The organism is Nostoc sp., from assembly GCF_036917535.1.
Lineage (GTDB): Bacteria > Cyanobacteriota > Cyanobacteriia > Cyanobacteriales > Nostocaceae > Nostoc.
The window spans coordinates 34,743-60,231 of the sequence record NZ_JBALDA010000075.1 but is presented as its reverse complement, the minus strand read 5'-3'; the positions used below and the strand labels follow the sequence as shown (position 1 = coordinate 60,231).

The window sequence follows — 25,489 nt, the reverse complement described above, 5'->3', positions numbered from 1 at the left end:
AAAATTAACCAGTTAATCTAAAATTTGGTTTGTCGGTTATATTAGCTTTATTTAGTCATAATTATTTTCAGTTAAATTGTAAATAAATGGTAATTCAAGTCTCAAAGGGAACTAGCCCGCGTCCATTTTTGAAGTGGGCAGGGGGTAAAAGTCGGTTAATACAGCAATATATTCCTTATTTTCCCAAGAGTTATAAAAATTACTATGAACCATTTTTAGGTGGTGGTGCTGTTTTTTTCTATCTCCAACCAAATGCAGCTATTTTAACTGATATTAATGCCGAATTAATTAACACTTATTGTTGTGTTAGAGATCGGGTTGAGGAATTAATTTCTCTATTAAAAGAGCATAAAATCCGACATGATAAAGATTATTACTATAGTGTTAGAAACAACTATAGTGGTACTGATATAGAAAAAGCTGCTCGTCTAATTTATCTTAATAAGACTTGTTTTAATGGTCTTTATCGAGTCAATTCACAGGGAAAATTCAATGTGCCATTAGGCAGATATGACAATCCCAATATTTGTGCTGAGGTTTTATTAAAAGCAGCCTCCGAAGCACTTTCCCATGCAGAAATTAAACAAGTAGATTTTACAGAAGTCTTAAATCATGCGACTAGCAGTGATGATTTTGTATTTTTTGATCCGCCCTACCATCCTATCAGTGATACTAGCTATTTTACTGGTTATAATCAAAATTGTTTTAGTAAAAAAAACCAAGAACTTTTAAGAGATACTTGTGCAGAGTTAGCAATTCGTGGTGTCAAAGTTATGGTATGCAATTCTAATAGTGAATTTATTAAAAAAATTTATACTGATATCAATTTTGAAACCTATAAAATTAAAGCAGCGCGTTCAATTAACTCGAATATAAAAAATAGGGGCATAATTGACGAACTATTAATTACATCATTCTAAAGATTTTTATTTGCCCAAGCAATGAATCTATCTAAGCTATAAACTGCTAATAAATTATGGTTATCATTAACTCTTGCTTTCAGCCATTTGCTTGCACCTTCTCGCATACCTTCACCGCCTAAAATTACGATAGTTGGTGCAGGATAATAGTTCTGGATGTTCATGTTTAAGTAAGGAAACTTTTCATCAACCGAACCAGGGCTTTCTTGCCATTTGCACTCGAAAATTAAACCAGATGGCATTACAGATGAGCCAACAACATAAAAATCAACCTTCAGATAGGTATGATAAATTCCAGTTCCAATATAAACTTCTTTTCCATAACGTTTTGGCAATAAAGTAGCATTTAGTATAAATTCTTTTTGGACATAGTTCCCTACTTGGAAATAATTATGCCCATGCAAGATTGCTTCTACATTTGCTTCTAAAATATTCCCAGACTTATTTGCCCGTCCGCCTTGAGTCAGAGCCATCCTAAATCCCTCTGCCAAAAGTCCTACTTATTATAGGATTTCACAGAAGCAGTAAAAAAGGGTCAATTGCTTAATATGAATTTTTGATTTTGCCTAAACGTAGTTGGATTAATAGGTAAAAAATCTGAATATATTGGTATTTTTGTACTAAACAAATACAAATGTATTAATAATTTAAATTAGAAACGAGTTACTAATTTAGATAATAGTTAAAATAATGGATTTTTCTTTAGTCTCAAAAACCAACTATTGCAAGCGACTCCGCCATTTTTCTGGGTCTTGTGAACAGTGGAAAACAGCGTATATAATAATCTCCTGTTCATTAAACTCATAAAAAATGACGTATGGAAAACGCCTAATTGTAGCGCGGCAATAGGTTTCATGAACAATCTGGTATGTGTTGGAGTAACGCTGAATTAAATTCAGGCAGGCATCAATACAGTGTAAGAACTCAGCGCTAAACCAAATTCACGCCCCTTGTGCCAGTAATAAGCCTCAATAATGTCTAGTTCTGCGGCTATAAGGCTAGTTAGATTTCTAGCCATATCGTTGAGAAATTCTGGCTTTTACGTCTTCAACAACCTCTCTCATAACTAGAATTTAGCTTGGATAAATTTTAGTTATTTCGCCTTGACTTCAACCAGTCTGAGCTTCAGTATGACCATTGCGGATAGACCATGCTAGTTCTAAAAGTTGAGTCCAGCGCTTTTGCAGCTGTTTGGGAGTGCATTTGATGGCTTTGGCGATCGCAACGTCGTTTTCCCGTGCAGTTTTTAACTCTAATATTTGCTGTTGCTGTTCTGTGAGTTGATTTAAAAAGATTTCCCACTGCTGGCAAGATAAACCCAATTTTTGCTCTAAACCCGCGCCTAACCATTGATGTACTAATTGCCAATGGTGTTGTTTAGCAAACTTTTCTACGTGGTATTTAAACCGTTGTTGGAGATAATCGCGCTGACGGCTAGTTAGACCAAGAATTTGGTCAATTTCTGGGGCAGAGAGGTCTTGAAGTTTCAAACTGAGGTAGTTCATACAATCAGATTGACCTTGAGACTCCAGGTATTTCATCAATTCAGTGATGACGCGATCGCGTTCTGATTCTTCAGATGGATCGAAATTAGTTTGGGCGATCATTTGCGATCGCAGCTGTTGCACTGCCGAGTTGCGCTGGTAAGATTCTGCTTCTTCACCCTTAGCAGACTCTACCGCCATTTCAATATCCACGGTAGTTTCTTGGGGCTGACGACGAGCAAAACCTTGGGCGCGCAAGATAATCAATTGCTGATTTGTACCACCAGGCAAATTGATCCGGCGTTTAGCATACTGTTCTGTAAAGGCCATGTATTCAGCTAATTGCAGCTGAGTACGCGGCGTGTGATTCTCTGGTAGTTCGTTTTCTCTACGGAAAGCTTTGATTGCTTCGATATAAAATGCTTGTAAAAAATCTTCAATCAGGCTGTAACGAGCATCAAAGCCCAACTCCGAACCAGATACAGTTACATGACGGTAAACCATAGCACCCAAATTGCTATGTAATTCCACCCGCCCTTGTTTAGAACCTAGTTGGTAGTAACGTAAGCATTTTTGCATCCGATGCCTTCCCAATGTCATCTGCCAGGACTTGATTTCCCCAGATGTTTGAATGCGGGAGCTTTTGTCGCAAATGCGTTCTACTTCTACGGCTATGCGCTTTGCTAAAGCTTCTATACACTTGGGTGTTGCTTTCACTTGCGCTTGCATTTCCTCAGACAGCAATTGAATCAAGCGATCGCTGCTGCTATCTGAAAATTCTTCAGTCGAAATGTGGTTGTCAAAAATGGGTGTAGAGTTGGGTAGATTGACGACGTTAGCTTTCATGACTTTTCCAGTAGTATTGCACCGTAATTACAACGCAGACACAGCAATCAAGACCGTCCTGGGCTGGAGAATCTTTAGGCATTCATCCATCAAGACTTGCCGTATATAATGCTCACATCTAAAGCTCATATATCAAAACTATAGGAAATACGAAAGAGTTACAGTTCTGGCAATGTGTCGGTTTTGTTCACAAGCCACCATCTCAACGCTGGCACACGAGTACCCGCCATTTTGTTAAAGTTGTCAAATACCTTACTGTGCCAAGTTTTGCCACCATCCTCTTATATCCACTGCCTCACCGAATAGCCGATCCTAGACATCGCTTTTAAATATGACAATTTTAAAACTGGAGTTATTTTTATCACAATTTCCGAAACAAAGAGGTGCGCCTATGAAGTGGAATTCTTATACCCATGCTGCTGCTGTTTCCCAACCTAAACCCCTCCGTATAATTGCTGCTTCGTCTCCAGTCATATCCAAGATAGTAGATACTTCAAATGTAGGTTCCTCACCAGTGTCTACAATTATGTCTACCAACTTGTCCAAACGATCAAATAGCTCTACCCGCGACTGAATCGTTTCAGGATCTATCCGAATCATGCCATTATCTGGTTCATCTGGTGGCAGATGTACTGAAGTTGAAATAATCGGATTGCCCAACGCTGCCAGCAATTCCAAACACACAATATGGTTTGGTACTCTAATTCCAGTAGTTTTCCGCTTGGGGCTTTGCACCAATCGCGGTACTAACTTCGTGGCTGGGAGCAAAAACGTGTATGGCCCTGGAATCAAGCGTTTCATAATCCGATAGGCTGTGTCACTTACGAAGGCATAAGTTGCCACATTTGAAAGCGAGGGACATAAAAATGTCAATGGTTTATCGTTTGCTAGCTTTTTAATTTGCCGTACTCGTTCTACCGCCGACTTAGCATTCAAATCACAACCGATCGCATAGACTGTATCAGTAGGGTAAAGCATGACTGCTCCACTAGAGAGCGCCGACTTTATTTCCTCTATTCGGCGAATTTGAGGATTATCCGGATGAACTGGGAAAATTTTTGCCATAGGACGGAGATTGAGGACTGGGGATTGGGGATAGGGGAGAATAAAAAATGATTCTTGACAAATAACAAATGACTAATGACTAATGACTAATAACTAATTTTTTATGAATAAAATCGCTTATCTTCAATGTCCGACAGGAATTTCTGGTGATATGTGCCTGGGTGCATTGGTAAGTTTGGGTGTTCCTGTAGAGTATTTAATTGAAAAACTTAATAGGTTAGGTATTGAACAGGAATATCACTTAAAAGCAGAACTTGTTCAACGGAATGGTCAGCAGGCGACTAAAGTTTATGTAGATTTAGTACACGATGATCGCCATCACCATCATCACTACGATCGCGAACACAGTCACCATCACACACGCCACTTGCCAGAAATAGAGCAGATGATTCTCAAAGCGGGGTTGCCATCACGGGCAGAAGCTTGGAGTTTAGCGGTATTTCGGCAGCTAGCGGTGGCAGAAGGGGCGGTGCATGGCATTTCACCTGAAAAAGTTCATTTTCATGAGGTGGGTGCTATAGATGCGATCGTAGATATTGTGGGTACTTGCCTGGGGTTGGATTGGTTGGGGATTGAAAGCAATAACGAAGGATTGCCCCTACTTTACTGCTCGGCGTTTCCAACTGGGGGCGGCACTGTTTGGGCTGCACATGGTCAGATGGCAGTACCAGTCCCAGCGGTATTAAAGCTGTGGGAAATGCGGGGTTGTCCAGTTTATAGCAATGGCATTGACAGAGAATTAGTAACACCAACAGGAGCAGCGATCGCCACTACTTTGGCAAGAGATTTTGGTTCACCACCTGCGATCGCTATCAAGCAGATAGGACTGGGCGCAGGAACCATAAATTTACCCATTCCCAATATTTTACGCCTCTGGTTGGGTGAAAGTGTAAGTTTACAGGCAAAGTTCAGTGATTCTGAAGCTACTAGCTCAAATTTGGAAACCATCTCGGTATTAGAAACCCAAATTGATGATTTAAGTCCACAAGCGATTGGCTATGTGTTTGAGGCGTTGTTTGCGGCTGGGGCACTGGATGTTTTTACCCAAGCGATCGGTATGAAAAAATCCCGTCCGGGGATTTTGCTAACTGTGATTTGTCATCCAGAAAATTTACTCAGTTGTGAAGCAGTTATCTTCCGCGAAACTACAACTTTGGGTATTCGGCGAACAACTCAGCAACGCGCCATTTTACAACGGGAAATTCAACAAGTGGAAACGGAATATGGCAAAGTGCGTGTCAAGATAGCATGGAAAGGGCAATCACCAGAAAAAGTTATTGCAAATGTGCAGCCAGAATATGAAGATTGTGCAGACTTAGCCCGAAAGCATAATATTCCTTGGCGCGAAATTCAACGGCTGGCACTACAGCGTTGGTATTTAGTCAATGGCTGATACAAATTCCTTGTTCCTCGTTCCCAGTCTCGTACTGGGAATGCCATCCTAAAGGTTCTGCCTCTGCTCACACATCAATAAACTCTACCGTGTTTCGCTTTTACAAGCGTGCCATTCGCATTCGATTGTCATATTTTGAGCGATGGAAAACTTCCATTTCCCGACATTTTTAGAGATATGAATTTTTCTAGTTTAAGTAATGATGTTTTTCAAATAATTCGCACTAACTAATCCAATTAGAGAATTGTCATACTCGAAATGATCAGAGTCGCTTACGTATTAAAGAATAAGTTTATGTACAACAACACTTCGGATTACTTTTAAATAAAACTGATAAGCTATGCACTATCCACTATTTAATAGTTCGATTCAGGTATTGACACAATGTCTTTATCCAGATCTTACTAAATTTTATATATTGTTAATTGTAAGCAACGTTATAGCGTTGAAGTTTTTAAGCACAAGTCAATAATGCCCCCTATTCAACTGATCTACACCAACATGTCTAAGTTTCAGTTTAGTTTTTTAGTAGGCTTAATCAGCGCCCTTAGCGTTTGTGTTAATCTCCCAGCAGCAGCTTTACCAGGGCAAGACGTTGAGACAGTAATACGATGGTCAGATAATCATCAGTTGATTGCTTTCCTCATGCCTAGCATCAAATTACAAACGGTAGAACCCGATTTGTACTCTACATCTAAATGCCTTGGCAAGGAGTTAAGTTTTGCCGTTTGGGCACCTAATGGCTTGGTGATCCGAGAAACCGTCGATTATCGGTCTAGTGATACATCTTTCAATTTCGATCCGAAGAATTCCGCTGGAATTAATCTGATTCGACAAGTGTACGATTCTGCGATCGCTCAAGATTTTGTATCTTCCACCCTGATATATCACAGAAACGATAACACTCTCAAACCCAGTTTTTACCGAGGCAGGCGCTACGGATATATCACGGAACACTTTCTTGATCGCAGCCGCCAGGATATAACTCAGCAACGCACTGTGTCACAGCTAACAGTAGTGCCTCTGGGCCAACTAGAAAACGAAATTCAACGCGATAAAAAAACCTAAGGTTATTTCCTCAACTTCGATAGTGTGGACTATTTGTGCGACCCAAGCCAAAATCATCACCCAGCAAAGTTGGTGTGACAGACCACTAGGTACAGCGCGGCGGAAATAAACAGACCATTCAAAATGGCACAAAAGCCCGTCAGACAATTCTTTTGACTTTTGACTTTTGAGAGCCAGTTGCTTCAAGTCGGGGAACCCGACGACACTTGCTTCAACGCGGGGAACCCGCACAACGCAGTGTCTCCCCAACGCACTGGCTCCTTTTGACTTCCGCCTTGCGGTACTAGGCGTTCAGTTTTTTCTCGACCAATTCGTTAGTTAGCTTAGGATCGGCACGTTTGCCTGTCTTTTTGAGAACTTGTCCGACAAAGAAGCCTTTGAGGTTAGTGTTACCGTTGCGATATTTTTCTAGTTCTTTGGAGTTGGCAGCTATGACTTCATCAACAATTGGTTCCAGTACGCTAGGATCGGTGATTAACTCTTGTCCGGCAAAGGCTTTCTCAGGAGAAATACCACTAAGCAAATCTGGCAACTTTTGTTTAGCTTGAGCATTGCTAATTTTGCCTGTTTCAATGCGAGTGATAATATCTGCTAAATTGGTGGGAGTCAGAGCGATTTGAGTAATAGTGAGTTTTTGCTTATTCAGGTGGGCTGCAATATCTTGAGTAATCCAGTTGGCAGCAGCTTTGGGATTTGCTCCAGATGCGATCGCAGTTTCAAAATATTCGGCTATTGAACGATCTTCTGTCAACACTCGCGCATCGTAAGCCGAAAGTCCTAACTCACTTTCATAATGATGGCGCTTTTGGGCTGGTAATTCTGGTAGTTCGCTACGCCATTGCTCTAATTGTTCGTTTGACACCTCAATTGGTGCTAAATCTGGTTCAGGGAAGTAGCGGTAATCGCTAGAACCTTCTTTCACCCGCATACTACTTGTGCATTGAGCGCCTTCTAGCCACAGCCGAGTTTCTTGGATGATGCGCTCGCCTGCTTCGATTGCAGCTATTTGGCGTTCAATTTCGTAGTCAATCGCTCGTTGGATGGCGCTGAAGGAGTTCATGTTTTTAATTTCTACCTTAGTGCCAAACTCCTTTTGTCCGACTGGACGCACGGAAATGTTGACATCGCAGCGCAGAGATCCTTGTTCCATATTGCCGTCACTCACGCCGAGATATCGGACAATCCGCCGCAACTCTTCGGCATATTCAGCAGCTTCTAGTCCAGAACGCAGATCGGGTTCTGAAACAATTTCTACTAATGGGATACCTGCGCGATTGTAGTCTACCAGAGAATAGGAAGAACCAGAAAGGCGATCGCTACCTCCGTGTACCAATTTTCCAGCATCTTCTTCCATGTGCAGACGCGTAATGCCAATGCGTTTGCGAATCGGATTCCCCTCAGCATCTACCAACTCAATTTCTAACCAACCATGTTCTGCGATCGGTAGATCGTATTGAGAAATTTGGTAATTTTTGGGTAAATCTGGATAAAAATACTGTTTTCGGTCAAACTTGCTATATTTAGCGATTTGACAATTTAGTGCCAAACCAGCTTTGACGGCGTATTCTAATACTTTTTGATTGAGTACAGGTAAGACCCCAGGTAAACCCATACAAATTGGGTCAATGTTAGTATTGGGGTCAGAACCAAATGCCGTAGAGCTATGAGAGAAAATCTTGGTATTTGTACTCAGTTGACAATGAGTTTCTAAACCAATAATCGCTTCATACTCAGTTTTTACAGTCGTAGCAGTGGTCATAATATCAATAATTTGGGCATAATCCTTGTAGTGGTACTATTGTAGCGGCCTATTGAGTTGCCCTGAAGACGGTTATTTGGGTGAGCAATGCTTACCTTTTAAGCTATAAAAGGGAGATGCAAATCTAAGAGGATGTTTGAAAAGTCATCCAACGTATGTTTGACTACTCTGGCTATCGAGAATTTGAACGAGATAATGAGGGTTATAGGACTTGCAATCGCTTCTCTAAGTTGCATTTTAGGCTCAAGCTGACACTTTTCAAACAACCTCTAAGGTGAAGAAAATCTTAATCATTGGTTCTGGGGGTGCTGGTAAATCTACCCTAGCCCGTGAACTGGGAAACATCTTAGGTTTAGAAGTGATTCACTTGGATGCTTGGTACTGGAATCCTGGTTGGGTTGAGACTCCAAAAACTAAATGGCAGAGCATAATTCAAGACCTAACCCGACGAGAATCTTGGATTATGGATGGTAACTATAGCGGTACTCTTGACGTTCGTTTGTCAGTTGCAGACACAGTAATTTTTTTGGACTTTCCCCGACTTTTATGTTTGTCGCGAGTGATTAAACGTCGCTTCATGTATGCTAGACAATCCAGACCTGATATGGCATCAGATTGTCCTGAAAGATTGAATTGGGAATTTTTCAAATATATCTGGTCATACCCAATTATTCGTCGTCCTGGAATTCTAGAAAAACTTAGTCAAGTAACACCAAACCAGCAAGTTATTATTCTCCGCAAACCAACACAAGTTAGAGATTTTTTACAAAATATTTCCCACTATTCAGATTGACTCAATTAATTTTTATTAAAATTATCTGAAAAACCTATATAAAGTATATATTATTATTTATCTACTAAACCAATTACCAATAATCCAGGTTAAATTAGTATAAAAAAGTATTAAATTAGTAAATTAAGTTAGGAAGCAACTAAAATCATAGATTATGATTGATGTCAAAACAGCAGTAAATGCTGCATATCAATACATAAAATCCATACAAGACATGATGGGTTCTTCATTAAAAGATTTGAGACTTGAAGAAGTTGAACTTTCTGAAGATAAAAGCTTCTGGTTGATTACTTTAGGGTTTGATATTCCTAAAAAACCTCCTAAAAGCCAATTTGAAAACTTAATTGCTCCCTCTATGGCTTCTACTCTTGTGTTGTATGAACGAGAATATAAACTCTTTAAAGTAAATTCTCAAACTGGCGAAGTAGAAGCAATGAAAATTAGACAAGTATGAAAGATGTGATTAATTCCCTAATTAGTCGTTATCACCAAAAGGGAATTTTAATTGATACAAATATCCTACTTCTTTACTTTGTTGGGACGGTCAATCGAGAAAGAATAACCCGATTTAATCGAACGCAGCAATTTATACCAGAAGATTATGATCTTTTGCTAAGAATCATTAGCAGATTTCGGAAACTTATAACAACCCCAAATATTTTGACTGAAGTCTCTAACTTTGTCGATAAACTTGTTGAACCTGAACGTTCTCATTGCTTTGCAATATTTGCTCTATTTGTTCAAAATGTTGATATGTTGGATGAATATTATGTAAAGAGTTTAGATGCTGTTAATACTGAAAAATTTTTTAAATTTGGACTTACTGCACAGTGGAATCCTAACTCTGTCAAAAAGAAAGTATCTTGTACTAACTGATGACTTCAAGCTAGCAAATTATCTTCCGAGTGTAGAAGTTGACGTGATTAACTTTAACAATATTCGTGTCTTTAACTGGAAGTAAAAATATGAAGTTATTTTGGAAGTGTTAATTTATATAATTTCTGTACGCAAATTAAAAAATGTCTGGGAGTGTTGCCGTGTTTCCACCCCAGACATTTTTTATTCTTAACTTGCTCCTCACACACAAATAAACATTATCACCACTTCCATCAAATGGCAAGTATATTGAGTGATTTTCAAAACTGCACAAGCAATCTGATTTCTGCCTAATTAAAAAGCGCCTGGGAGTGTTGCCGTGTTTCCACCCCAAACGCTCTTTATTTTTAACTTGCTCCTCACACACGAATCAATAATATCACTACCTCTATCAAAGGTCAAGTATATTAAGTGAGACTTTCAAAACTGTACAAGCGATCTAATTTGTGCCCAATTAAAAAGCGCTTGGGAGTGTTGCCGTGTTTCCACCCCAGGCGCTTTTTATTTTTAACTTGCTCCTCACACACAACTAAAGAATATCATTGCTTCTATCCAAGGGTAAGTATATTGAGTGACACTTTGAAAAGTGCACACCTTTCAGGAAATAATTTAGTGTAAAAAGTGACGTATACCAGTTAAGACCATCAGCAAACCCAGTTCGTTAGCAGCTTTGATTGAATCTTTATCGCGTAAACTTCCCCCTGGTTGGACAATGGCTGTAATTCCTGCTGCTGCGGCTGTTTTGACTGAATCATCAAAGGGGAAAAATCCATCGCTGGCGAGAGTTGCACCTTTGGCTTTTTCCCCAGCTTGTTCTAGAGCTATTTTAACTGAGCCGACGCGATTCATTTGACCAGCACCTACTCCTAGTGTAGTGCGATCGCTGGTCACAACAATGGCATTCGATTTAACGTGTTTGCAAACTTTCCACGCAAATAGCAATTCGGCTAATTCATCGGGTGTCGGTTGACGTTCAGTCATAACTTGCCATTGACTGGTATCAGCAATCACGTCATCGCTAGCTTGGACAAGGAAACCACCTGCGATCGCTTTCACTGTATCCTTAGGGCCACTGCTCAAATCAGCTAGAGTCAAAACCCGCACGTTAGATTTTTTGCCCAGGATTTCTTGAGCTTTTGCATCACAACTTGGTGCAACCACACATTCTAAAAATGTTTTAGTTAACTCGCTAGCTATAGCCGCATCAATCGGACGGTTGAGTGCGACAATCCCACCAAAGGCAGAAACAGAGTCAGCGTTAAACGCTTTTTGGTACGCTTCGGAAATAGTGCTTCCCAATGCCGTACCACAGGGATTTGTATGTTTGATAATCGTTGCAGCTGGGGTGTCAATGAATTCAGCAACAATTCGGCGTGCAGCTTCTAAATCAACTAAGTTATTGTAACTAAGTTCTTTCCCTTGCAGTTTTGTTGCAGCTGCCCATCCCGTTGGGATAGAACCAGTTTGATACCAAGTGGCGGGTTGATGAGGATTTTCGCCGTAACGCAGAGATTGCAATTGTGTACCGCTAAGAGTGTACTGCTGTGCTTGGGCGAGGTAAGATGCGATCGCGCGATCGTAATTAGCAGTATGCAAAAACCCTTTTAATGCCGCCTTTTGCCGAAACTCTAGGGATACTACGCCGTTATTTTGGCGTAATTCCTGCAAATACTCATCATACTGTGCTGGATCGCATAATACAGCCAGATGAGCGAAGTTTTTCGATGATGCTCGTAGCATTGCTGGGCCACCGATATCAATTTGCTCAACAGCTTGGGATAATGTTACTCCTGGTTTAGCGATCGTTTCCTCGAAAGGATATAGATTCACCACTACTAAATCAATCGGGCGAATTTGGTTATTTTCTAAATCTGTAATATCTTGGGGAACATCTCGCCTGGCCAAAATCCCGCCATGAATTCGGGGATGTAAAGTTTTGACTCGACCACCTAAAATTTCTGGTGAACCTGTGTAATCTGCAACTTTGGTAACAGAGAGTCCGGCATCTTTGAGGGCTTGTGCTGTTCCCCCACTGCTGATTAAATCAAAGTCGAATTCTTCAACCAAGCTACGGGCTAGGTCAATTAAACCAGTTTTGTTAGATACACTCAGCAGGGCTAGACGCACCATTGATCAATTCCTTAAAAGTAGGCTGGAAGCGAAGGATCTCAAGTTTTGCATAAGCCTTGCTTTAGTTCAAGACCATTAGGAATAATAGCGTTAATAACCATCTGGTCATCACCTTTTTCGATTAAAGCTGCTACAGATAACAAGCATTGTAGCAGAGTGATATTTATTCCTCCTCTTCTTCTTGCCCTTCCATAATATCTAATTGACTCTTGTAATTAATATATTCTGCATGATATTCTCGCTGTTATAGTAGTCTATCTACTCCGTCAATATTAATTTTTTGTAAAATCTCTCTTGCAGCTTTCATAGCTTTTTTATTCATTTTCAGAGTTTTTTTATTTGCTTCTATTTCTAACAATCCTTCTGTTACTAAAGCATTAATTATCTCAAAATCGAATCCATTCCAACAGCTAACGCCAGTAAAATTCTCTTTAGATTTTTCACGACTATGCATCTTTTTAAATAGACATATTAGCATGAAAACAACTTATTTATTTGTGTAAAAAGTTGGAAAAAGTCTTGTAAACGTAAAACATACCTGTCTTGACAAATTGACTTGTGTAATTTATATGCTTACATTCTCTAGAGTCAGCTTTGATATAACTATCAATTACTATCGAAAATGCTGGAAATAATGATTAAGTGGGCTTAGTCTCTAATATTGGCGATCGCCTAAACTAAAAGTAAGCATCTTTTACGCACATAACCCCTATGGTTCAGTCTTCTAATCAACGCCTAACCCTAGAAGAATTTCTCGCACTTCCCGAAGGAGACATTACATACGAGTTTGTTAACGGTGAAGCTGTACCCAAATATAAAGATAATGAAATGTCACCAAAATTTTTTCATAGCTCGACTACTGGTACTTTATTTATATTATTGTCTGCATGGGCACAAGCAAAGGGTCGAGTTGTGATTGGATGGGCAATTAAACTAACACGAAATCAACAAGATTGGATGCCTGTAGCCGATCTGACCTATATTTCTCATAACCTTCTTCCTATTGATTGGCTATTAGACGAAGCTTGTCCCGTCGCACCTGAATTAGTTATAGAAATTATTTCACCTGGTCAAACTTTTGGTGAAATTGCCGAAAAAGCGACTGATTATTTGAAAGCTGGTGTTTCTCGTGTTTGGGTGGTTGATACAAAAGCTAGAACTGTAACTGTATTTGCGCCATCTTCCGTGCCGACTACTTATCGATCTCATCAAGTAATTACTGATGATTTGCTACCAGAATTGGAAATTACCCCTCACGCAATCTTTCAACAAGCTGGATGAAATCCCTAAATTTTTATTAATAATCATAATCAGCTAAGCTCGACTTTATCCAAAATTAAGAACTTGGTTTTTTTATACGGCAAAAACCCTAGCTTTTTAGCAAAAACTTTTTCCATGTCACTGATTCTCGGTGAAATCGAAAAAGTAAAACCACAGTCCCACAAAGATTTCAGCGTTAGCTTGAGCGTTTATAGAAAATGGATAAAGTCAAGCTAAGAGGATGTTTGAAAAGTCCTCAAGCGTGTGTTTCACTACCCTGGCTACCAAGAAACTGCTACCAGAGAATCGGAGTTTTGGGATTTGAGAGTGTACCCCTGAGTCATACTTGAGGCTCAAGCCAACCCTTTTCAAACAACCTCTAAGGTTTAATCTGATTGCTGCTCTCTACAATTACGAGCTTTGCCTCCCCAAAATTAAATCTTCCTGAGCAACCTTTGCAAGAGACCTCCATGAGCCTTCGGCTCACAACCAAGGATGAAAGTAGACTTTCAAGACAGGTCTATTGTATTGTTCAGCTTCACAGAGTATCCAATCGCTCTAGAAAAGAGTCATTTGGCACTAACAGAGTGAGAATTCCACTAACTAGTAGTGTTGCTGCCATTACAAGCAATCCTCCAGTAAAACTATTAGTGGCATCCTTGACTAAGCCAATAACGTAGGGAGCAACAAATCCTCCTAAATTGCCCACAGAGTTAATCAAAGCTAAAGAGCCAGCAGCAGCAGTACCGCTTAAAAAGGCGGTAGGTAAAGCCCAAAATGGTCCTAAAGCTCCCCAAATTCCTAGTGCTGCCAACGAAAGGGATGCTAGAGCAGTCACTGGCTGATGAAAGTAAGCACTAAGAACTAATCCAAATGATCCAATGAAAGCACAGATAGCAACATGAGCGCGGCGTTCTCTAGTTTGGTCTGAGTGATTACTAATAAAGACCATTCCCAGCGCACCTACTAAATAAGGAATAGCTGAGGTAAATCCTACCCAGAGGTCGCTTAATCCAGAAAAACTTTTAATAATTTGTGGTAGCCAGAAACTAATACCATAAAGACCAATTATTAGAGTGAAATAAATTAGACTCAGTAGCCAAACTTTAGGATTGACAAGAGCTTGGAGTAAGGTGTAATTGTTATAGCTAGTTTTGCGCTCGTATTCTAAGCGCAATCTCTCCTGGAGCCAGAAACGCTCCTCTGGTTCCAACCATTGAGCTTGCTGTGGAAGTTCACATAGATAACTCAGCACTACAAAACCCATAACGATGGCGGGTAAACCCTCTACTAGAAATAACCACTGCCAACCCGTTAATCCGGCAATTCCATGTAGAGTCAGTAGCAGACCAGAAAGGGGCGCTCCTACAACCCCAGCTATAGCAGTTGCTGCCATAAATGAAGCTATGGTTTTAGCGCGTTGAATTGTGGGAAACCAATATGTGAGGTAAAGAATAATCCCAGGGAAAAAACCAGCTTCTGCAATACCCAAGAAAAAACGCAACAAGTAAAAGCTCAAAGGGCTTTTGACAAACATCATCCCGACGGCAATTACTCCCCAAGTGATGGCAATCCGGGCAATCCAAACCCTAGCACCAATTCTTTCTAAGATCAGGTTACTAGGAATTTCAAACAAAAAGTAGCCCAGAAAAAAGACCCCTGATCCTAAACCGTAAACTGTGGAACTAAAGCCCAAATCCTGATTCATTTGCAAGGCTGCAAACCCGACATTAACGCGGTCTAAATAAGCAATGACATAAAGCACAAACAATAAGGGAATGATCCGCCGACTTACCTTGTTTAATACCTTTTGTTGAAACGTTTTATCTGAGGTCATCTTATTTGTCCGATATTATCCCTTGCGGTTGCTGTTGTTCAAATTCAAGTAATCGCCTTTGAGCAAGGTAGGGTTATGTCTACATTGATTGCTCTACTTCTAAATACAGATTACAGCATCAGATGAAGCTCACTTGCATTTATATTTTGGTTAAACCCAAAGACTGATGGTCATTTTTACGCTAGGGCGCAACGAATAATGTCGGGACATTTGACTTTTGACTTCCGCCTTGCGGTACTAGGACGCTTCTCTAACTCCTCAAGGCTTGATCATACCCGTAGTACCTCACTATCGAACATTTCCTTGGTTAGCTGTGGCAGGTAGAAGGATTTTTACACAATTAGAAACAGTTTTTAGCGATCGCTCGCACTTCTAGACAAGACCTAGCCTTTTTTCTAGGTTTTCTTGCCTACAACTTCGTGAGAGTATTTAAACAACGCTTAAACATAGTGTTTTTTAATGCATCGTAGATCCTTAATTCAATATGAGTGGCTAACGATGGTAAATAGCGAACTCAAGAATAAAGTAGCCTTGATTACTGGGGCAAATAAGGGTATAGGACTAGAGATGAGTCGTCAGCTGGGACAACACGGATTGACGATTTTGATAGCAGCCCGGAATTTAGAAGCAGCAAAAACGGCAGCCAGTAACTTGCATCATGAAGGAGTCTCGGCTGAAGCGATCGCTGTTGATGTAACTAACAGTACTCAAATTCAGTCTGCTTTTCAACAGATTAGCGACTCTTTTGGTAAGCTCGATATTTTAATTAACAATGCAGGTAGGTGTGTTTTTGGATGGTGACTGGTTAACCAGTAATGCCAGTTCTGTTTCAATAGACATTATTCGACAGACATTCAACGCCAACTTTTTTGGCTTGGTTGAACTGACTCAAGTACTGCTACCGTTAATTTTAAAGAGTTCTAGTGGTCGAATTGTCAATATCTCTAGTATTGAAGGCTCATTGACACTTCATGCTACTCCCAATTCACCAATTTATGACTCTAAACCATTTGCTTACAATGCTTCTAAGGCAGCAGTCAACTCCTTCACCGTCCATTTAGCCCATGAGTTACGCAATACTCCTGTAAAGATTAATAGCGCTCATCCAGGTTGGGTGAAAACTGAATTAGGCGGTGAAGGCGCAATGATAGATATCTCAGAAGGAGCGAAAACCGGCGTTGAGTTAGCGATGCTTGCTGACGATGGACCAAGTGGTGGCTTTTTTCATCTCGGTCAACCAGTACCTTGGTAAAAAGTTTAGCTAATAGGGTGGATGTTTCTGTCGAAGTGGCATCCCCTTGTTAATACCTAAATCTACTTCAAGAGATAGGATCTACTAAAGGAGTCACATTTTAGGAGTAGACCTCTGTCTTTGCAATTTATTAACGTCCCCACAGCCAATTCTCAACCGCCCGCAGGTTTAATAGTTACTTTGCATGGTTGGGGTGCTAATGCTGAGGATGTAGCATCTTTGTTACCTTTGCTCAACTTACCCGATTACCAATTTGTATTACCCAACGCACCTTATCCTCATCCCTATTCCCTTATAGGGAGGGCATGGTATGACCTGCGGGTAGAAAATATGTATCAAGGTTTGGCAGAAAGTCGGCAACTGCTAACAGATTTCTTGGAATCTTTAGAAAGTACCACTGGCATACCTTTGTCACGTACCATTTTGAGTGGATTTTCTCAAGGTGGAGCAATGACTTTAGATGTCGGCTCAAAATTGCCCTTAGCAGGTTTAGTTGTCATGAGCGGGTATTTACATTCTGACGCACTAACAACAGCTAAAAGTGGGATTCCGCCAACTTTAATCACTCACGGTAGATATGATGAAGTTGTGCCCTTACAAGCTGCTTTGAAAGCAAAAGAAACTCTAAAGTCTCTAGGAGTGGCAGTAGAATACCATGAATTTGATATGGGGCATGAAATAGATCCAAAAACGTTAGAGGTACTACGAAATTTTGTTGTAAATACAATTGCTTAGTCAGGATTACGAATTTTTTATAAATTCTGGTACAAATTCTGACAATTTTCACGAACTTAATGACTTCTAATGAGTAATATATATTGGGTGGCTGCGAAAGAGCGCAACTTAACCCATGCTGAAGGTGAGTGCTGGATAAGGGAGGGGCAAGTATTATGACAACTCTAAGCATTTCCCAAAAAGAAATTGCTGCCATGAGTGCAGTAGAAGTAGAAGAACTAGCTACACGTCTGGAACTGGATAATTATAGTAATGCTTTTGAGGGTTTAAATGATTGGCATCTATTGCGAGCGATCGCATTTCAGCGTCCAGAGTTAGTTGAACCTTATATCTACCTCTTAGACTTGGAACCATACGATGAAGCTTAGTTGAGGTTGAGAGTTAGGAGAGACGTGATTAACCCTTGTCTGTACAGGAATTAGGAGTTGGAAATTAATATTCGTAACCACTTGCTCCTAAGTTACTACTTACTCCTAACTTTTTACCATGATTAATCCAAAATTGAACAGGGTTCTAATTGGTGTAGGTGGCGGTATCGCCGCCTACAAAATCTGTGAACTGGTTTCGACGCTGTTTAAAACCGGGGTGGAAGTCCGAGTCATCCTCACTCGTTCGGCGCAAAAATTTATCACGCCTCTGACAATAGCTACTCTATCTCGTCATCCCGCCTACACAGATGATGATTTTTGGCAACCAACTCACTCTCGTCCGTTGCATATTGAGTTGGGTGAATGGGCAGATGTGATGGTAATTGCCCCTTTGACAGCTAATACATTAGCAAAGTTAGCCTATGGGATGGCTGATAATTTACTCACAAATACTGTGCTGGCTTCTACTTGTCCCGTGCTGTTAGCACCCGCAATGAATACCGATATGTGGCAACAGTTATCAGTACAGCGAAATTGGCAACAGTTATTGACAGATAGTCGATATCATGGAATGAGTACAGCATCAGGGTTATTAGCGTGCGATCGCATCGGTGCTGGTAGATTAGCAGAACCTCCAGAAATTTTGGCTCACATCCAATCGTTGTTACACACTCAAGGCAAACGGGATTTAGCAGGTAAACGAGTGTTAATTAGCGCTGGGGGAACGCGAGAATTTCTTGACCCAGTGAGGTTTATTGGTAATCCTTCCACAGGTAAAATGGGATTGGCGCTATCTCAAGCCGCATTTCACCGAGGGGCAAACGTCACCCTAGTACATGGTCCAGCTAACTGGGATGTGCCATTGGGCGTACAAGCAATTCCCGTCATTAGTGCCGACGAAATGCAGCAGGCGATGCTGGAATATTTACCCAACGCTGATGTAATTGTAATGTCAGCAGCCGTGGCCGATGTGAAGCCACGAGATTATAGTACAGAGAAATTACCCAAGCGATCGCTCCCCCAAGCCTTACCCCTAGAACCAGTACCGGATATAGTCGCCCAGTTAGGACAACATAAACAGCCGCATCAAATATTAATTGGTTTTGCTGCACAAACTGGAGATATTGTCAAGCCTGCATTAGAAAAATTAGATAAGAAAAAATTAGATGCGATCGTTGCTAATCCCATTGATCGAGCTGATAGTGGTTTTGGGAGTGATAATAATCAAGCGATATTTTTAGATAGTCAAGGAAATCAGGTAGAAATTACACCTTGTTCTAAATTAGAAATGTCACATCAATTATTTGATTTTGTCAAATAGATTCTTCCTGATAATCTGAAACAAAAGTATTATTAAATACTGACATCATAATGTCAATCTGTTTGCAGAGTCTGAAGCTTATGAAAGAATTAGCAACCGAGTCACCATCCACCTGGCGTCTGATTCCAATGCTTCAGACATCAGGAGGAGTGCAAATGGCGATCGATGCTTGGTTGTTCAACCAATGTGAAGAGGGACAACATCCGCCTAGCCTGCGTTTTTATACCTGGTGTCCTTATGCTATCTCCTTGGGACATCTGCAAAAACAATGGCCTGCCGAATGGCATAATCTGATTTACCAGGGACAGCCACTCGATCTAATTCGTCGTCCAACGGGAGGTAGAGCTGTTCTCCACCAAGGGAACTTAACCTACGCCCTGATTACCTTAGCTAGTAATGGAAAAAGCTGGGGTACTTATGAAAACATCTGTAACTTTTTGATCCAAGGCTGGCAAACCTTGGGTATTGAGTTAAATTATGGTTCTGCTGGACGAGGTTATATTCACAATCCCAGTTGTTTCAACACAGCAACAGCGGCTGACTTGGTTACAGCCGATGGAAGTAAATTTATTGGTAGTGCTCAACGCAAGGGAAGAAATACTATTCTTCAACACGGCTCGATGATTTTGTCTACAGACAAAGATTTATTTCAAGAAATCTTTGAACAATCGGCTCCGTGGAATACCTCACTTTGCAACACACACCAAGAGGATGGCTGGATTGCAAAGATTGTGGATACACTGACAGAGACGGCAAAACAGTACTTTGGTATAGAACTAGTTACTCAACCATTCACCGATCTCGAATGGCAAGATATTCTCAAATTGCGATCGCTTTATGAAGTGCGTTAGCGTAGTAAAGTCCGTGATTTTCCACAGCAATCTCTCTTTATAGAACTTGGGGGGCTGGAAGTTTGTCTGGATATTCTCTGCGAACCTCCGCTTACTTATCGGAATCAAAAGTCCAGTATTTCCACAACTAGTTATGGGTTTTGCTCAAATTTATAGACCTAATAAGGTTTTGATATTTATCACACCTGGAAAGTATATAATCCACCTTTGCCATTAGTTTTGTAAAGTAATTTTACAAAAACTAATGCCTTGCATAAAACACAGACATAACTCACCGAGTAATAGCTAGCAACTCAAAATAATCAGTTTTGTGGAAGTATGGTTTCTAGCAACGGGATTTTAGAACAACGCAATTTTCTTCAAGTCACACTGCCGTATATCTGGGATCGTGATATAAGCAATGTCTGCGACGAGCTTCTCTACGAGACGCTACGCGAACCCTTACAGCAGCAGAGTTTCTTAGCCTTAGAGAGAACCAATAGAGCGTTAGAGTCAAAAGTGCAAGAGCTTTTAGCTAAATTAACCACTGCTAAAAAGCAATTTTGTCGTGAGAAAGCTTCCGATCAGCAGACACAGATAGAATTAGAAAAGTCCCTTTCTTTGCTTCAGGCAACTTTAGATTCTACAGAAGAATTATTGAAAGCGATCGCTCCTCGACTAGAAAAACACGTTGGCTCAAAGCAGTGGGATTTGGCTAAATATCAGCGGATATCAGAACCACAGCGGCTCTTTCCTACTTGCCCTCAACTAAAGAAAGTTTTTGATTATATCGAAGCTAATTATCATCAATCGATTGGTTTAAGTGACGTAGCTGTTGCACTTGGTTATTCCGCAGCTTATCTAACCAATCTAGTGCGACGCAAAACGGGAAAAACAGTAAATGATTGGATTTTTGAACGCCGGATGCTAGCGGCGCGTGCCTTGCTTCTGGAAACTAACCAGCCAGTTAATCAGATTGCTTGTGCAATCGGCTACCAGTATGAAGGATATTTCTTTCGTCAATTTCGCCAGTTTCATGGGACTACACCTCAAGTTTGGCGTAATACTCAGCGTTCTAATGTTAGTGTCAATCAGTAGCAACATAATTAATAGTTTTAACAACAAAATGTGCATTGTCCCTAAAATTTTTATTTCCTATACTCCTAAATATAGGAATGCAACTTGATTCTTGAAAGCAGACTAAGACTAAGAGCTTTATCCAACAATGCTCATATCTTGCAAACCTTTCAATAATCAAACCTGATTCCTATTAATACAAATTCACCATCAATCTGAAATAAAGGATAGTGACAATGTTAACCACCAAAGAACATTTCAATCAACTTGATGCAATTGCTGTCACAGAACTTGATAATGAGACTGCTGCTGCTATTGGGGGCGGTTATAACATACAATTCTACGATACGAATAATTATAAGGAGTTGCTAGGCTCTTTCAACTATGGCGGCAAACCACGGCTGATAAATAACGACCGGACTAGCTCGATTATAGTCAAGGGTGGTAAATGGAGATTGTACGCAGATGCTGACTATAAGGGTTTTGCTAAAACCTATGGAAAAGGAAAGTATGTACTTCCTGCTGGGCTTAATAACAAGGTTTCATCCTTCATAAAAGTAGGATAATTCTGGGTTAGAGTCCTGTTCTAGCTGAGTTACATACTCTGCTACAATTTCGTAGGGGCGAAATATGCCTCGCCCCTATTGTTTGTTGGTTTTCAATCAAACGACTTACACTCTATTTAATTAGTGAATTTATAGATTTCTCAAAATATTTATTAATAATCAAGCTGGGACTAATACTCAGCATTCTAAGAGGATGTTTTAAAAGGGTCTTTTGCTCTCATAATTAGCACAGCCAAGCATCTCAGTACATGGCTAAAACCTTAATTTTTCGTTGCACTTAACCCCGTGCTGAATACCAAAATTATACCTTTCGGGACTTTTAAAACATCCTCTAATGTTAGTGTCAATCACTAGCAACATAATTAATAGTTTTAACAACAAAATGTGCATTGTTCCTCAAACTTTTATTTTCTACACTCCTAAATATAGGAATTAAACTTGATTGTTTAAAGCATACTAAGACTAAAAGCTTTATCCGACAATACTCATATCTTGGAAACCTTTCAGTAATCAAAGCTGATTTTTATTAATACAGCTTACTTTTCAAACAAAGTAGTTTGTAAAAGGTTGATATTAAGATGCTTTAGGCATCTTATCGGCAGTATACAACAGAACAAATGACACTCTATTAAGAGTGAAAAGATGAAAGACAATCAACAGCAGAACAATTGTAACTTGCAAGGATAAAGAAGATGAAAAAAGTTCAGAATGAACAACTGTTTCAGGAACTCGACAATGAGGTTGCTGCTACCTGTAGCGGAGGTGCTGCATATTTATACGAGAATGATTTCCTTAATGGAGGAAAGGGAAAGCGAGGAGGGCGAGTGCTGAAGTTTTCTGAAGGTACTGACGACCTACGCATTTACAATTTCAACGACCAAACCTCATCTATTTATATTGATAAGAATGAATCATGGGTGTTTTATCAAGACATAAACAAGGGAGGTCGTGCTGTAACACTTGTCGGACCGATAAGTAGTTATTTAACCGACTTACAACGAATAGGGATTCAAAACGACTGGATTAGTTCTCTCAGACGCAGCGATATTCCTGCGTCCAGACGCCTCGTTTAGTTTTCTCAGACGCATAATTACTCCCAGAATTCCTTAAACAATTTATTACTAATTCACCATCACCATCAATCTGAAATGAAGGAAAGTGATAATGTTAAACAACGACAAAGCAATTTGTAGTTCTGATCAACAACTATTTACAGAATTAACTTCTGAAGAAGCAGCCGTCATCGAAGGCGGTGCGGACTTAGAACTTTACAATGGCGATAAATTTAGGGGGCGGATAGTAGCTACAAACAAAAGTCTCCGTAATGTTAGGTGATACCGCAAATGACCTAACTACCTCAGCTATAGTTAAGCGTGGTACATGGCTGTTATGGACAGGCGCGAATTTCACGGGGACGTCTAGGCGAGTAGGAGTAGGAAAGTATCCGAATCTTTTCTTTGACGTAGGCTTGCCTAACGATTCGATCTCATCGGTTCAGCGTATAAAATAATCCCGTAGAAAACCGAAACCGTACAGCACGGCGACACCTGTAGGGGCATAGAACGATCGCTCCTACATGGGATTTTTTATGCTCAAAAACAAAATAAGATAGGTCTTGAAGAAAAATGCGCTACCAAAGTGTACTTCAACACAGCGAAGAAGACTGTGGTGCTGCCTGCCTTGCCACTATTGCCAAACACTACGGACGCACCTTTGCCATCAGTCGGATGCGGGAAGCAGTTGGTACAGGATCACGGGGAACCAGCCTGCTGGGTTTGAGGCGGGGTGCAGAAACTCTAGGATTTAATACGCGTCAAGTCAAAGCCTCAGAGCAACTGCTTGACCAATTGCATAAAGCCCCTCTACCAGCCATCATTCACTGGAAAGGCTACCACTGGGTCGTTTTATACGGGCAAAAGGGGAGAAAATACGTAATCGCTGACCCTAGTGTAGGCATCCGCTATCTCACCCGCGAGGAGTTGCTCGAAGGGTGGGGCAATGGCATCATGCTGCTGCTAACGCCAGACGACAGCCGCTTTTATCAGCAATCAGATGATAAAATTGGCGGCTTTGGGCGTTATCTGATGCGGGTTTTGCCCTATCGCACTATTCTGATTCAAGCGATCGCAATTAACATCGTCATCGGGTTACTTTCCCTTGTCTCTCCTTTAATGATGCAATTGCTTACTGATGACGTGTTAGTGCGGGGAGATACCCAACTGCTAACTGTCGTAGCAATTGGAGCGATCGCTATGAATCTATTTAGCAGTGCGATCGGTTTGGTACAATCTCACCTAATTGGTCACTTTGGTCAACGACTGCAATTAGGACTGATTCTAGAATACGGACGACAACTGTTGCGTTTACCCCTCTCGTATTTTGAAGGACGGCGCAGTGGGGAAGTAGTCAGCCGAATTGCTGATGTAGATCACATTAATGAGCTAGTTGCTCAAATTGTCCTCGGTTTACCCAGCCAATTTTTTATCGCCTTAGTTTCCTTGGGCTTCATGCTCTTTTACAGTTGGGGGCTGACTTTGGCTTCCCTGGCTGCCTTTATGATTGTCACCCTTGTTAACCTGCTTTTTCTCCCAGCTTTGCGCCAGAAAACTCGCAATGCGATTGTCTTGGGTACAGAAAACCAAGGCTTTCTCGTTGAAACTTTTCGCGGTGTGCAGGTGCTAAAAACTACCCAAGCCACTCCCCAAGCTTGGCAGGAGTATCAGGCAAATTATGGTCGGCTTGCTAACTTGGGCTGGAGTACGATGAAGCTGGGGCTTTACAGCGGCACAATCACTAATATTTTTTCTACTTGCACGAATATTGCCTTACTATGGTTAGGCTCCTATCTAGTAATTAATCGCACCTTAAGCATCGGACAGTTGCTGGCGTTTAGTGGAATGAGTGGCAACTTTCTCGGCTTTTTGAGTTCAGTTATCGGCTTAGTTGATGAGTTCATCACTGCCCAGATTGTCATCCAACGCCTGACAGAAGTGATTGATGCTACCCCAGAAGACGACAAAGACGAGAAAAAGCCTTGGGCAGAACTGAAGGGCAATATAGATATTACTTGCACTAACCTTAATTTCCACCACGCAGGTAGAGTTGACTTGCTGCAAGATTTTTCGCTGATTATCCCTGGCGGTCAAGTCATTGGGCTGATTGGTAAATCCGGTTGTGGTAAAAGCACCCTCGCCAAACTGCTTGCAGGTTTGTATTTTCTCCAATCTGGCAATATCCGCTATGGCATCTATAATCAGCAAGACCTCTCAATGGAATGTCTGCGGCAACAGGTGGTGTTAGTACCTCAAGAACCTCACTTTTGGAGTCGCTCAATTATTGAAAATTTCCGCTTCAGCTATCCTCAAATCGCCTTTGAACAAATTGTGCAAGCTTGCGAGATTGCTGGTGCAGATGAGTTTATTAGTAAACTGCCCGATAAATATCAAACTGTTTTAGGGGAATTTGGCGCGAATCTTTCTGGTGGACAACGACAAAGATTAGCGATCGCTAGAGCTATAGTTACTGACCCGCCAATATTAATTTTAGATGAATCCACTGGCGCTCTCGACCCAGTAAGTGAGGCCAAACTGCTAGATAGACTGCTTTCCCATCGGCAGGGTAAAACCACAATTATGATTAGCCATCGCCCCAAAGTCATCGGGCGGGCTGATTGGATTGTACTGCTGGAAGAAGGGCGTTTAAAAATCCAAGGCACTCCAGAGGCTCTACGCTATCAGGCTGGTGAACACTTAGACTTCTTAGACAGCGTTGACCCATTCACAAATGGTTTAGTAGCTAAATCCTCCAATTCTCACTCTAACGGCAAATTCAGCGCAATCAGCAAATAAAATCATTTATGACTTACGCATTGACAAAAAATATCATTCATCTGCTCTAAGTAACAACTCA

The 25,489-nt window shown here is 40.8% G+C and carries 29 protein-coding genes; 19 read left to right on the top strand and 10 right to left on the bottom strand.

The window, feature by feature from the left end:
• Positions 1-86 precede the first annotated feature (86 nt).
• The gene (locus tag V7K56_RS24090; RefSeq protein ID WP_334914324.1) at positions 87-920 is read left to right on the top strand and encodes a DNA adenine methylase; all 834 of its coding nucleotides are present in this window, start codon (positions 87-89) and stop codon (positions 918-920) included.
• Here the strand turns inward: V7K56_RS24090 and V7K56_RS24085 are convergent.
• From V7K56_RS24085 to V7K56_RS24070, 5 genes are all read right to left on the bottom strand, one after another.
• Positions 917-1,393, bottom strand: a complete 477-nt coding sequence (locus tag V7K56_RS24085; RefSeq protein ID WP_334914322.1) for a PD-(D/E)XK nuclease superfamily protein — start codon at positions 1,391-1,393, stop codon at positions 917-919. The genes V7K56_RS24090 and V7K56_RS24085 overlap by 4 nt on opposite strands.
• Before the next feature lie 246 nt (positions 1,394-1,639).
• The gene (locus V7K56_RS37215; protein ID WP_442940158.1) at positions 1,640-1,783 is read right to left on the bottom strand and encodes a type II toxin-antitoxin system RelE/ParE family toxin; all 144 of its coding nucleotides are present in this window, start codon (positions 1,781-1,783) and stop codon (positions 1,640-1,642) included.
• Between the two features lie 32 nt (positions 1,784-1,815).
• Entirely contained in the window at positions 1,816-1,938 is a 123-nt protein-coding gene (locus tag V7K56_RS24080; RefSeq protein WP_334914321.1) for a hypothetical protein, read from the bottom strand.
• A gap of 91 nt (positions 1,939-2,029) precedes the next feature.
• Positions 2,030-3,250, bottom strand: a complete 1,221-nt coding sequence (locus V7K56_RS24075) for a HetZ-related protein (protein ID WP_334914319.1) — start codon at positions 3,248-3,250, stop codon at positions 2,030-2,032.
• A gap of 405 nt (positions 3,251-3,655) precedes the next feature.
• Positions 3,656-4,315: an L-threonylcarbamoyladenylate synthase gene (locus V7K56_RS24070; protein ID WP_334914317.1), complete on the bottom strand. Its 660-nt coding sequence runs from the start codon at positions 4,313-4,315 to the stop codon at positions 3,656-3,658.
• Between the two features lie 103 nt (positions 4,316-4,418).
• On the opposite strand from V7K56_RS24070, the gene larC reads away from it, so the two are divergent.
• Both larC and V7K56_RS24060 read left to right on the top strand, forming a co-directional pair.
• Complete coding sequence (gene larC, locus V7K56_RS24065; protein ID WP_334914315.1) at positions 4,419-5,708, top strand: nickel pincer cofactor biosynthesis protein LarC; 1,290 nt, start codon at positions 4,419-4,421, stop codon at positions 5,706-5,708.
• Between the two features lie 471 nt (positions 5,709-6,179).
• Positions 6,180-6,776 (top strand): hypothetical protein, encoded by a 597-nt coding sequence (locus V7K56_RS24060; RefSeq protein ID WP_334914313.1) that lies wholly within the window; start codon positions 6,180-6,182, stop codon positions 6,774-6,776.
• On the opposite strand, the gene V7K56_RS24055 is transcribed toward V7K56_RS24060, so the two are convergent.
• Positions 6,741-7,007: a hypothetical protein gene (locus V7K56_RS24055; RefSeq protein WP_334914311.1), complete on the bottom strand. Its 267-nt coding sequence runs from the start codon at positions 7,005-7,007 to the stop codon at positions 6,741-6,743. The genes V7K56_RS24060 and V7K56_RS24055 overlap by 36 nt on opposite strands.
• Positions 7,008-7,059: 52 nt before the next feature.
• Positions 7,060-8,535 carry an Asp-tRNA(Asn)/Glu-tRNA(Gln) amidotransferase subunit GatB gene (gatB, locus tag V7K56_RS24050; protein WP_334914309.1) on the bottom strand — a complete coding sequence of 492 codons (1,476 nt, stop codon included), beginning with the start codon at positions 8,533-8,535 and terminating at the stop codon, positions 7,060-7,062.
• 274 nt (positions 8,536-8,809) lie between these two features.
• Between gatB and V7K56_RS24045 the strand changes: the two genes are divergently transcribed.
• The 3 genes from V7K56_RS24045 (at position 8,810) to V7K56_RS24035 (ending at position 10,204) form a co-directional block, all read left to right on the top strand.
• Positions 8,810-9,328, top strand: coding sequence for a DNA topology modulation protein (locus V7K56_RS24045; protein WP_334914307.1), 519 nt, complete (start codon positions 8,810-8,812; stop codon positions 9,326-9,328).
• A gap of 154 nt (positions 9,329-9,482) precedes the next feature.
• Positions 9,483-9,782: a hypothetical protein gene (locus V7K56_RS24040; RefSeq protein ID WP_334914305.1), complete on the top strand. Its 300-nt coding sequence runs from the start codon at positions 9,483-9,485 to the stop codon at positions 9,780-9,782.
• Entirely contained in the window at positions 9,779-10,204 is a 426-nt protein-coding gene (locus V7K56_RS24035) for a hypothetical protein (protein WP_334914303.1), read from the top strand. Before V7K56_RS24040 ends, V7K56_RS24035 begins: the two co-directional genes overlap by 4 nt.
• 609 nt (positions 10,205-10,813) lie before the next feature.
• Here V7K56_RS24035 and purH read toward each other — a convergent pair.
• Both purH and V7K56_RS24025 read right to left on the bottom strand, forming a co-directional pair.
• On the bottom strand, positions 10,814-12,334 hold the full coding sequence (purH, locus tag V7K56_RS24030; protein ID WP_334914301.1) for a bifunctional phosphoribosylaminoimidazolecarboxamide formyltransferase/IMP cyclohydrolase: 1,521 nt from the start codon (positions 12,332-12,334) through the stop codon (positions 10,814-10,816).
• 244 nt (positions 12,335-12,578) lie between these two features.
• A complete protein-coding gene (locus V7K56_RS24025; RefSeq protein WP_334914299.1) occupies positions 12,579-12,788 on the bottom strand; it encodes a hypothetical protein in 210 nt (69 codons plus the stop codon).
• 257 nt (positions 12,789-13,045) lie between these two features.
• On the opposite strand from V7K56_RS24025, the gene V7K56_RS24020 reads away from it, so the two are divergent.
• Positions 13,046-13,615 (top strand): Uma2 family endonuclease, encoded by a 570-nt coding sequence (locus V7K56_RS24020; RefSeq protein WP_334914298.1) that lies wholly within the window; start codon positions 13,046-13,048, stop codon positions 13,613-13,615.
• Between the two features lie 517 nt (positions 13,616-14,132).
• Here the strand turns inward: V7K56_RS24020 and V7K56_RS24015 are convergent.
• Positions 14,133-15,431 carry an MFS transporter gene (locus tag V7K56_RS24015; RefSeq protein ID WP_334914296.1) on the bottom strand — a complete coding sequence of 433 codons (1,299 nt, stop codon included), beginning with the start codon at positions 15,429-15,431 and terminating at the stop codon, positions 14,133-14,135.
• Between the two features lie 498 nt (positions 15,432-15,929).
• On the opposite strand from V7K56_RS24015, the gene V7K56_RS24010 reads away from it, so the two are divergent.
• The 12 genes from V7K56_RS24010 to V7K56_RS23960 all read left to right on the top strand — a co-directional run bounded on the left by V7K56_RS24010 (position 15,930) and on the right by V7K56_RS23960 (position 25,428).
• Entirely contained in the window at positions 15,930-16,232 is a 303-nt protein-coding gene (locus V7K56_RS24010; protein WP_334914294.1) for an SDR family NAD(P)-dependent oxidoreductase, read from the top strand.
• The gene (locus V7K56_RS24005; protein ID WP_334914292.1) at positions 16,216-16,683 is read left to right on the top strand and encodes an SDR family NAD(P)-dependent oxidoreductase; all 468 of its coding nucleotides are present in this window, start codon (positions 16,216-16,218) and stop codon (positions 16,681-16,683) included. The genes V7K56_RS24010 and V7K56_RS24005 overlap by 17 nt, the downstream gene beginning before the upstream one ends.
• Positions 16,684-16,803: 120 nt before the next feature.
• Positions 16,804-17,418 (top strand): alpha/beta hydrolase, encoded by a 615-nt coding sequence (locus tag V7K56_RS24000; protein WP_334914290.1) that lies wholly within the window; start codon positions 16,804-16,806, stop codon positions 17,416-17,418.
• A 155-nt stretch (positions 17,419-17,573) separates the two neighbouring features.
• Positions 17,574-17,786 (top strand): protein IsiD, encoded by a 213-nt coding sequence (isiD, locus tag V7K56_RS23995; RefSeq protein WP_094351471.1) that lies wholly within the window; start codon positions 17,574-17,576, stop codon positions 17,784-17,786.
• A gap of 118 nt (positions 17,787-17,904) precedes the next feature.
• Positions 17,905-19,107, top strand: a complete 1,203-nt coding sequence (coaBC, locus tag V7K56_RS23990) for a bifunctional phosphopantothenoylcysteine decarboxylase/phosphopantothenate--cysteine ligase CoaBC (protein WP_334914288.1) — start codon at positions 17,905-17,907, stop codon at positions 19,105-19,107.
• An 80-nt stretch (positions 19,108-19,187) separates the two neighbouring features.
• Entirely contained in the window at positions 19,188-19,958 is a 771-nt protein-coding gene (locus V7K56_RS23985; protein WP_334914286.1) for a biotin/lipoate A/B protein ligase family protein, read from the top strand.
• A gap of 318 nt (positions 19,959-20,276) precedes the next feature.
• A complete protein-coding gene (locus V7K56_RS23980; protein ID WP_334914284.1) occupies positions 20,277-21,035 on the top strand; it encodes a helix-turn-helix domain-containing protein in 759 nt (252 codons plus the stop codon).
• Between the two features lie 215 nt (positions 21,036-21,250).
• Positions 21,251-21,580 carry a hypothetical protein gene (locus V7K56_RS23975; protein ID WP_334914281.1) on the top strand — a complete coding sequence of 110 codons (330 nt, stop codon included), beginning with the start codon at positions 21,251-21,253 and terminating at the stop codon, positions 21,578-21,580.
• Between the two features lie 692 nt (positions 21,581-22,272).
• Positions 22,273-22,653, top strand: a complete 381-nt coding sequence (locus tag V7K56_RS23970; protein ID WP_334914279.1) for a beta/gamma crystallin-related protein — start codon at positions 22,273-22,275, stop codon at positions 22,651-22,653.
• A 91-nt stretch (positions 22,654-22,744) separates the two neighbouring features.
• Positions 22,745-22,915, top strand: coding sequence for a hypothetical protein (locus V7K56_RS23965; protein WP_334914277.1), 171 nt, complete (start codon positions 22,745-22,747; stop codon positions 22,913-22,915).
• Positions 22,905-23,090 carry a beta/gamma crystallin-related protein gene (locus V7K56_RS37210; protein WP_442940153.1) on the top strand — a complete coding sequence of 62 codons (186 nt, stop codon included), beginning with the start codon at positions 22,905-22,907 and terminating at the stop codon, positions 23,088-23,090. Before V7K56_RS23965 ends, V7K56_RS37210 begins: the two co-directional genes overlap by 11 nt.
• Positions 23,091-23,205: 115 nt before the next feature.
• The gene (locus tag V7K56_RS23960) at positions 23,206-25,428 is read left to right on the top strand and encodes a peptidase domain-containing ABC transporter (RefSeq protein WP_334914275.1); all 2,223 of its coding nucleotides are present in this window, start codon (positions 23,206-23,208) and stop codon (positions 25,426-25,428) included.
• The last annotated feature ends 61 nt before the right edge of the window (positions 25,429-25,489 follow it).

What these genes read in the sequence shown, in the direction of transcription:
- V7K56_RS24090 (WP_334914324.1), top strand. Translation starts at nt 87, where the DNA reads ATGGTAATTCAAGTCTCAAAGGGAACTAGCCCGCGTCCATTTTTGAAG.
- V7K56_RS24085 (WP_334914322.1), bottom strand. Translation starts at nt 1,393, where the DNA reads ATGGCTCTGACTCAAGGCGGACGGGCAAATAAGTCTGGGAATATTTTA.
- V7K56_RS24080 (WP_334914321.1), bottom strand. Translation starts at nt 1,938, where the DNA reads ATGGCTAGAAATCTAACTAGCCTTATAGCCGCAGAACTAGACATTATT.
- V7K56_RS24075 (WP_334914319.1), bottom strand. Translation starts at nt 3,250, where the DNA reads ATGAAAGCTAACGTCGTCAATCTACCCAACTCTACACCCATTTTTGAC.
- V7K56_RS24070 (WP_334914317.1), bottom strand. Translation starts at nt 4,315, where the DNA reads ATGGCAAAAATTTTCCCAGTTCATCCGGATAATCCTCAAATTCGCCGA.
- larC (WP_334914315.1), top strand. Translation starts at nt 4,419, where the DNA reads ATGAATAAAATCGCTTATCTTCAATGTCCGACAGGAATTTCTGGTGAT.
- V7K56_RS24060 (WP_334914313.1), top strand. Translation starts at nt 6,180, where the DNA reads ATGCCCCCTATTCAACTGATCTACACCAACATGTCTAAGTTTCAGTTT.
- gatB (WP_334914309.1), bottom strand. Translation starts at nt 8,535, where the DNA reads ATGACCACTGCTACGACTGTAAAAACTGAGTATGAAGCGATTATTGGT.
- V7K56_RS24040 (WP_334914305.1), top strand. Translation starts at nt 9,483, where the DNA reads ATGATTGATGTCAAAACAGCAGTAAATGCTGCATATCAATACATAAAA.
- V7K56_RS24035 (WP_334914303.1), top strand. Translation starts at nt 9,779, where the DNA reads ATGAAAGATGTGATTAATTCCCTAATTAGTCGTTATCACCAAAAGGGA.
- purH (WP_334914301.1), bottom strand. Translation starts at nt 12,334, where the DNA reads ATGGTGCGTCTAGCCCTGCTGAGTGTATCTAACAAAACTGGTTTAATT.
- V7K56_RS24025 (WP_334914299.1), bottom strand. Translation starts at nt 12,788, where the DNA reads ATGCATAGTCGTGAAAAATCTAAAGAGAATTTTACTGGCGTTAGCTGT.
- V7K56_RS24020 (WP_334914298.1), top strand. Translation starts at nt 13,046, where the DNA reads ATGGTTCAGTCTTCTAATCAACGCCTAACCCTAGAAGAATTTCTCGCA.
- V7K56_RS24015 (WP_334914296.1), bottom strand. Translation starts at nt 15,431, where the DNA reads ATGACCTCAGATAAAACGTTTCAACAAAAGGTATTAAACAAGGTAAGT.
- V7K56_RS24010 (WP_334914294.1), top strand. Translation starts at nt 15,930, where the DNA reads ATGGTAAATAGCGAACTCAAGAATAAAGTAGCCTTGATTACTGGGGCA.
- isiD (WP_094351471.1), top strand. Translation starts at nt 17,574, where the DNA reads ATGACAACTCTAAGCATTTCCCAAAAAGAAATTGCTGCCATGAGTGCA.
- coaBC (WP_334914288.1), top strand. Translation starts at nt 17,905, where the DNA reads ATGATTAATCCAAAATTGAACAGGGTTCTAATTGGTGTAGGTGGCGGT.
- V7K56_RS23985 (WP_334914286.1), top strand. Translation starts at nt 19,188, where the DNA reads ATGAAAGAATTAGCAACCGAGTCACCATCCACCTGGCGTCTGATTCCA.
- V7K56_RS23980 (WP_334914284.1), top strand. Translation starts at nt 20,277, where the DNA reads ATGGTTTCTAGCAACGGGATTTTAGAACAACGCAATTTTCTTCAAGTC.
- V7K56_RS23975 (WP_334914281.1), top strand. Translation starts at nt 21,251, where the DNA reads ATGTTAACCACCAAAGAACATTTCAATCAACTTGATGCAATTGCTGTC.
- V7K56_RS23970 (WP_334914279.1), top strand. Translation starts at nt 22,273, where the DNA reads ATGAAAAAAGTTCAGAATGAACAACTGTTTCAGGAACTCGACAATGAG.
- V7K56_RS23965 (WP_334914277.1), top strand. Translation starts at nt 22,745, where the DNA reads ATGTTAAACAACGACAAAGCAATTTGTAGTTCTGATCAACAACTATTT.
- V7K56_RS37210 (WP_442940153.1), top strand. Translation starts at nt 22,905, where the DNA reads ATGTTAGGTGATACCGCAAATGACCTAACTACCTCAGCTATAGTTAAG.
- V7K56_RS23960 (WP_334914275.1), top strand. Translation starts at nt 23,206, where the DNA reads ATGCGCTACCAAAGTGTACTTCAACACAGCGAAGAAGACTGTGGTGCT.